The sequence below is a fragment of the uncultured Caballeronia sp. genome, assembly GCF_964243625.1.
Classification (GTDB): Bacteria; Pseudomonadota; Gammaproteobacteria; order Burkholderiales; family Burkholderiaceae; genus Caballeronia.
Genome location: NZ_CAXTGZ010000303.1, coordinates 1 through 7,044, shown reverse-complemented (window position 1 = coordinate 7,044; position 7,044 = coordinate 1). Strand labels below are relative to the sequence as shown.

Annotated in this window: 6 protein-coding genes; 2 read left to right on the top strand and 4 right to left on the bottom strand. The window is 57.1% G+C overall.

Going from position 1 to position 7,044, the window contains the following annotated elements:
• Window positions 1–37 precede the first annotated feature (37 nt).
• The 4 genes from ACFFAR_RS19685 to ACFFAR_RS19670 all read right to left on the bottom strand — a co-directional run bounded on the left by ACFFAR_RS19685 (window position 38) and on the right by ACFFAR_RS19670 (window position 3,158).
• Window positions 38–244 carry a hypothetical protein gene (locus ACFFAR_RS19685; RefSeq protein ID WP_375508312.1) on the bottom strand — a complete coding sequence of 69 codons (207 nt, stop codon included), beginning with the start codon at window positions 242–244 and terminating at the stop codon, window positions 38–40.
• A complete protein-coding gene (locus tag ACFFAR_RS19680) occupies window positions 232–525 on the bottom strand; it encodes a DUF3717 domain-containing protein (RefSeq protein ID WP_375508311.1) in 294 nt (97 codons plus the stop codon). Before ACFFAR_RS19680 ends, ACFFAR_RS19685 begins: the two co-directional genes overlap by 13 nt.
• 70 nt (window positions 526–595) lie before the next feature.
• The gene (locus ACFFAR_RS19675) at window positions 596–1,888 is read right to left on the bottom strand and encodes an MFS transporter (protein WP_375508310.1); all 1,293 of its coding nucleotides are present in this window, start codon (window positions 1,886–1,888) and stop codon (window positions 596–598) included.
• 268 nt (window positions 1,889–2,156) lie between these two features.
• Complete coding sequence (locus ACFFAR_RS19670; protein ID WP_375508309.1) at window positions 2,157–3,158, bottom strand: FCD domain-containing protein; 1,002 nt, start codon at window positions 3,156–3,158, stop codon at window positions 2,157–2,159.
• 314 nt (window positions 3,159–3,472) lie between these two features.
• Here ACFFAR_RS19670 and acnA point away from each other — a divergent pair, with 314 nt between their 5' ends.
• Both acnA and ACFFAR_RS19660 read left to right on the top strand, forming a co-directional pair.
• Window positions 3,473–6,076, top strand: a complete 2,604-nt coding sequence (gene acnA, locus ACFFAR_RS19665; protein ID WP_375508308.1) for an aconitate hydratase AcnA — start codon at window positions 3,473–3,475, stop codon at window positions 6,074–6,076.
• Between the two features lie 2 nt (window positions 6,077–6,078).
• Window positions 6,079–7,044 (top strand): lactonase family protein (locus tag ACFFAR_RS19660; protein ID WP_375508307.1); only part of this gene is annotated, 966 nt, incomplete at its 3' end.

The window sequence follows — 7,044 nt, the reverse complement described above, 5'->3', positions numbered from 1 at the left end:
ATCCAGCACACCGAACTGGCCAACATCAAATTGACGCTTAGGCCAGAGTCTTCACCGACGAATTCTCGCGCGCACATAGGGAGGGAGGAAGCCGGGTGGGACGTTTTAGCGATCTGTTCGACAAGCGATCGAGCGTAAGACCGATATGCCCATATAGGCTTGCCGACGCGGTTGCAAAACCAACCTCAAACGCCGTACAGCTATCTGGCTCACCGAGCCCCCGAAAATCGTTCAGGTTCGCCATGACCACGTTAGCGGATCGGATGGCATCGATGTTCGCGCGACAGATCTAGTAATGCGACCTACAGCGAAAGCGGTAGCTGGCTCAGAGTTGGGTTCAACGCCTCGTTCTTTAAGGGATAGAGTGTTAGCCAAGACAGTTTCGGCGCGCTGGTAAATCATAGCGCTGTAAGTATCTGCAAGTACGCCTGCTCGCGGACGTAGTGCCGCATCCTCACACGACGCTTTATGCTCACGCCAGCAGTTCATCGCGTTTTCAAACTGCCTGATAGTGTAGGTATTCACGGCGATGAGTTCGAAAAGAACAGTGTCAACTGTTTACCGAGCGCAACCCTACTGAGGTTTCCTCCTCGAGCTATGCGGTTGCCCTTACCTTGACTGATTTAGGGGGAGCAGCCATTGGGGAGCGGGTCATCGTAATCACAACAGTCGCGCCTACTAGCAACAGCAGTCCTGCGATACCGAATGCCCAGTCGTAGCTGCCCGTCGCAGCGATTACGTAGCCGGTGGCGATTGGCGCAATCATGCCGAAAATATTTCCGCCTACCACGACGAACGCCATTGCCTTCGCTACATCGCGTGAATTGGGAAGCAGATCGTTCAGCAACGCAAAATTGAGCGATGTCGTGGATGCGATACCAGTTAGGGTGATCGAGAAGACAACCAGCAGAACGGCAAGGTTAGAGGTGAAGGGCACTGCGAGAATGGCCGTACCGGCAAGCATGGATAGCGCGACCGCATTGCGACGCCGGCCTGTGCCGACTCCACTTTTCTTCAGGTACTGATCGCTCAGACGACCGACGAAGACGCAAAGCACGACGGCAGCCGCATAGGGAACTGCGGAGAAGAGACCAGTATGCGTAATGCTCAGACCGCGACTCACCTGAAGGTAGCTTGGCAGCCAGGTAAGGAACAGGTACTGGGTGTAGACGTTGCAGCCCTGGGTGAGAGCGAGTCCCCACAAGGTCGGGGTGCGCATCAATGACAGAAGACCAGATGATTCGGCATGAAGTGCGCTCGCGTTGATTGGCGCGGGGTTGCGCTCGCGAACAATCTTTTCGCGCTCTTCCGCCTTGAGCCAACGAGCATTTTCTGGGGAGTTAAAAAATGCCAGCCAGGCCGCGAGCCATACGAAGCCAATCCCTCCTGCGATGACGAAAGACATGCGCCACCCGTAGAGAGCAACGAGTGAGCCGAGTATTACCGAGCAGATCGCTGGCCCTGCATAGGATCCGCTGTTAAACACTGAAGTGACCATCCCCCGTTCGTTTGCCGGTATCCACTGTCGAATGACCTTCGCGCCGACAGGGTTGCTGACTGATTCGCCTGCGCCCATCACTAATCGCGCCAGCAGGAGACTTCCGAAGCTGCTGGCCGCGCCCGTGAGGGCCGTTGCAGCCGACCAGACGAAAATCCCGACGCCGGCCATACGCTTGGTACCAAACCGGTCAATGAGAATACCCATCGGAATGAGAAAAAGAGCGTAGCTCCAGATGAACGACGAAAAGAGATAACCCATACCCACGGCTGAGAGCTTGAATTCGCTCGCAATTGGCTTGGCCGCTATCGATAATGCGATCCGGTCCATGTAGTTAATCATTGACAGCGAAAACAAAAACACGGCTATCCAACCTCTACGGTATGACATGGTTGTCTCCATATAGTCATGCGCACCGAACAGACGCAGCCCGGTGGCCGGTCTACCGCATCCCAAGGACGGCGGCGAGAAATGTAAACGTTTGACGATCACAAAACGCAGATCACCACTTTCGAAACGTAGGAGCTATAGTGTCTAATCAACGAACACCACGACAAGATGAACGCTCTTATCAAAAACGCTTAATATTTTTGTGATCATAAAACGCACTATTAGGTAAAAAAGGCGGCGGAAATGCCGCCAGCGTCCGCAACGCTATTTACCGCGTGGCGAATACTTCACTTGAACGAACCTTTGCGCGACGGGCGCCCTCGATGTGATCGCGAAGCAATGCCGCCGCCTTCAGAAGATCTTGATGCTCAATCGCGTCGAGAATTGCGAGATGTTCGAGCGCCTGCTCCTGACGTGGTTTGCGGGTTTTGGCCTGGCGATATTCCACCAGTCGGCGCAGCCGATCCATCCGGCGAACCGAATGGGCGATGAACCGGTTTCCCGACCATTTGGCAATCGTTTCGTGGAAGTCGCTGTTCGCTTCAAAAAGCTCGATGGAGTTCATCGTGAGGTAGCCTCCGTCGACAATGAATTGCTGTCTGCGCTGTAACTCCCTCAATTCATCCCTGTCGGCGCGGAACATCGGCGACAACACGCCGGTAGGTTCGATCGCTGCGCGAAACAGGTAACTCTCCTCGTACGCTTCAACGGAGTCGATCATCGGCATGAATTGCCAGCCATGCCCCACCTGTCTCTCTAGCCATCCTTCCTCCTGCATCAACGACAAAACCCTGCGCAGCGCGCTTCGCGACACTTGGTATTGCCGCATCAGATCCGCTTCGGATATCACGTCCGGCAAACGCTTGGCGAGTCGGTCGTCAGCGATCTTCAAATACAACGGCTCTTCAGGCTCATCGAAAAACTGCGCCGCGACATCGGTTACTTCCCGCGCCGGTTTTGCCATGAAGAAGCCCCGGTTCGCGTCGTAGAACACAACGCCCAGTGAAACCAGGTGATGCAGGCCAACATTGACGGGTGAGCGGGATGTCCCAATCCTTTCCGCAAGCACTGATTCAGCAAGTCTGTCGCCCGCCGACAGGTCGTCGCGTCGTGCGAGCGACAAGATTTCGCGGATCACCCGTGTCTGCAGCGGGGTCAGGGGTGCGGGCGATCGTTCGGTTAAGTCCATATGGGATAGAGGCAGTCCATGACCGTTCACGACCGTCAAGAGAGGCGGCGCATCTGAAAGGTCCATCAGGGATTTTGCCATCGCTCGCTCCGATCGGGATCGTGTCGGGCACTCACTGGCTGCACCCACCATATCTGCCGCGTCGTCATGGGGGGAAACAGTTACTTTCAGGACGTTAAAGATTGCGTTTTATAATCATATAACGCACTTTGGCTTTGTGCAAGGACGTGTCAGGCGAGCAGTGTAAACCCCTATTTTTGCTATGCAAGATAGCGAAGCAGCTAACCATAGCGGGCGAGCGCTGACAAAATTTGCGCTTGCTTATTGCGTTTTATGATCATAGAATGCATTAATCAAAACTTAGATCGCACTGCACTTCCCCGGAGAACGCTCAAATGCCCCGCAATCCTCTTCCTAGCCAGACGGTAGATTTCGTCAGAGTCGTTGATGCGACGCAGTCGCTCGATGCCGCTCAATTTGCCCGCCTGCCATATTGCGTTCGTGTGTTTGCCGAAAACATCGTGCGCAGGCAGCCCGGCCCTGAAGCCAGGACGTATCTCTCGGCGTTGGCCGCGCGCCGTCACGACGTTGACTTTCCCTACTACCCGTCGCGCGTAGTGTTGCAGGATTTACTTGGCACCCCAGCGCTTGTGGATCTCGCCGGGATGCGTGATGCAGTGGCCGAAGCCGGCGGCGATCCATCCGCTATCAACCCGGTGGTGCCGACGCATCTCGTGGTAGACCACTCGCTCAATGTTGAGGTGGCGGGGACGGACCCAGAGGCGATGGCCAAGAATATGGCAATTGAGAGAAGCAAAAACGCCGAACGTTTCGAATTCCTCGCATGGTGCAAGCAGGCTTTCTCAAATCTCGACGTCCTGATGCCAGGCAATGGGATCCTGCACCAGGTCAATATCGAACATCTGTCGCCGGTCATTCAGGTAAAAGACGGCGTTGCCTTTCCCGACACGCTGGTGGGAACCGATAGCCACACCACGATGATCAATGCGCTGGGAGTACTGGGCTGGGGCGTTGGCGGTATCGAAGCTGAATCGGTGATGCTCGGTCGTGCCGTATGGTTGCGCCTGCCGACCATCGTCGGTGTAGAGCTCAAGGGTTTCCGGCAACCTGGCATTACGGCGACCGATCTGGTCCTCGCAATCACGGAGTTCCTGCGCAAGCAAAAAGTGGTTGGCACGATCATCGAGTTCTACGGCGATGGCGCTCGCGCTATGACGTTGAGTGACCGAGCGACCATCTCGAACATGGCTCCGGAGTTCGGCGCGACTGCCGCGCTATTCGCGATCGACGAAAAAACGCTCGATTTCCTGCGCCTGACTGGGCGCACCGAAGCGCAAATCTCCTTGACCGAAGCCTATGCGAAAGCACAGGGGCTTTGGGCCGATGCATTCGCCCATGCCGAATATGACCGGGTCCTGTCATTCGACCTGTCAACCGTCGGCCGCGCACTGGCCGGGCCGGCCAATCCGCACGACCGCGTGCCGCTCTCCAGTCTCATCTCGAAGGGTATCGCGCGTCCGGCCGAAGCTGTAGCCGAGCAGCCGGATCCGGCGAGCCCGGTCAAACTCTATGACGGGGCCGTCGTCATTGCGGCGATCACGAGTTGCACGAACACCTCCAACCCGCGCAACATGATTGCCGCCGGACTGGTCGCCCGCCGGGCTGTGGAGCTCGGCCTCGAGCGCAAACCGTGGGTTAAGACCTCTCTCGCACCCGGATCGAAGCCGGTCGAAAGCTACCTGCGTGAAGCGAGACTGATGGAGCCGCTTGAAGCACTCGGGTTTGGAATCATCGGCTTCGGCTGCACTTCCTGCAACGGCATGTCTGGTCCGCTTTCGAAAAAAATTGAAGCGGACATTGTGAGCCGTGATGTGCATGCAGTGGCTGTCCTCTCGGGCAATCGCAATTTCAATGGACGTATTCATCCGCGCGTGAAGGAAGCTTTTCTTGCCTCTCCGCCGCTGGTCGTGGCGTATGCGATCGCCGGGACCATTCACGTGGACATCGAGAACGGTGTGCTGGGAACAGACAAGACCGGCGCGCCGGTCTATCTCAAGGATCTGTGGCCGTCTGACGAGGAGATCGATACGCTACTGAAGGCAAGTGTGCACGGCGAGCAGTATCTCAAGATCTATACGGAGATGTTCCGCAAGAGCGAGCGTGTGCATGGCCAAGCCGCGGTGCCGGCACGCTTTCCGTGGCGCGAGGACAGCAACTACATCTGCCGGCCGCCTTACTGGCAACCCGATCTCATCAGCGCGGCCAGATTTGCGGACATGCGGGCCATCGGTGTGTTTGGCGACAACGTTACGACCGACGACCTTTCACCGTCAGGTGCGATCCTTCCGGAAAGCGCAGCGGGCGAATACCTGATCGAGCACGGCGTTGAGCCGGCGGAATTCAACTCGTACGGCACGCGGCGCGGCGATCATCGGGTGGCGATCCGGGCGACCTTCGCGAACAACCGTCTTCATAACGAGATGGCTAATGGTCAGGAAGGTTCGCTCACGCGACTTGAGCCGGAGGGCAGGATCATGCGTTTGTTCGATGCGGCTGAGCTGTACCTGTCTCGCGGACAGGAGTTAATCGTGATCGCAGGGAAAAACTACGGTTCTGGCTCGTCGCGCGATTGGGCAGCCAAGGGCGTGCGACTCATCGGCGTGCGTGCGGTTGTCTGCGAAAACTTCGAACGCATTCATCGCTCGAATCTCGTTGGCATGGGTGTGCTGCCGCTGGAATTCGCGGAAGGCACCGACCGTTTGACACTCCAGCTCGATGGGTCGGAAATTTACTCGGTTGAGGGCTTGGGGGGAGACGTGTCTTCCGGCGTGACGCTCGGCCTGAAAATCAGGCGCAAAAACGGCGACGTGGTCACTGTGCCGGTCAAATGCCGCATCGACACCGAAGAAGAAGCGGAAATCTTCAATGCCGGTGGACTGCTGCCGCGCATCTCAGACGAAATGTTAGAGGCGGCGTAAAAATGGCACCCGTCTTCGCCTACGTCGGATGCCGAACGACACGCGAGAGAAACGCACGCGGCAAGGGTATCGGAGTCTACGCGGTGGGTCCTTCGTCTGGATCCTGGGAACACGTCGAATCGTTCGAGCCACTGGAAAACCCAAGCTTCCTGACTTTGAACGAGGCCCAGAACATTCTCTATGCCGTGCACGGCGACGGCACCGAAGTAAGCAGCTACGCGGTCAACGCAACAACTGGAAAACTAACCGCTTTGAATCGTCAACCGTGCGGGGGGCGCAATCCGGTACACCTCGCTCTGTCTCAAAGCGGAGAGTCGCTGGTCGTCGCCAACTATGCAACTGGAAATGCGGCGCAGCTTCCGATCGATCCCGACGGATCACTGGGCAATGTTGCTTCGTCGGTCCACTTTCCTGGTGCCGCCGGTCCACATCGAATCGAACAGGTTTCGTCGCATCCGCATCACATCTCACGATTCGTGACGCGACGTTACAACACTGACTGGCACATCGTGCCCGACAAGGGACTGGATACAGTTTTTGCAGTCAGGTGGGACGGTGTAGATAGCATGCCAATTCCGACATCCGGCCGGGCGCGGGAAGGCGCGGGGCCGCGCCATGCGGTCTTCCATCCGACCCTTGCGATGATTTACGTCGCAAATGAACTCGATTCAACGCTCACGGCATGGTCCTTCGACCCACTATCCGGTGCACTCAAACCGTTACACACGATGTCTGTTGTGCCTTGTGACAGCCACAAGTTGTCACGGGCCGCTGGCATCGCGATACGGCACGACGCAACCGCCCTCTACATATCGAATCGCGGCCACGACAGCATCGCGACGGTCGCGCTTGACGGAGCAACTGGCATCCCGTCAAAGGCACGCTGGACTGACGCTCAGGGGCAGTGCCCCAGATTCATCTGTCTCAGTCACGACGGTCGAATGCTCTATGTTGCCAACGAACAGTCC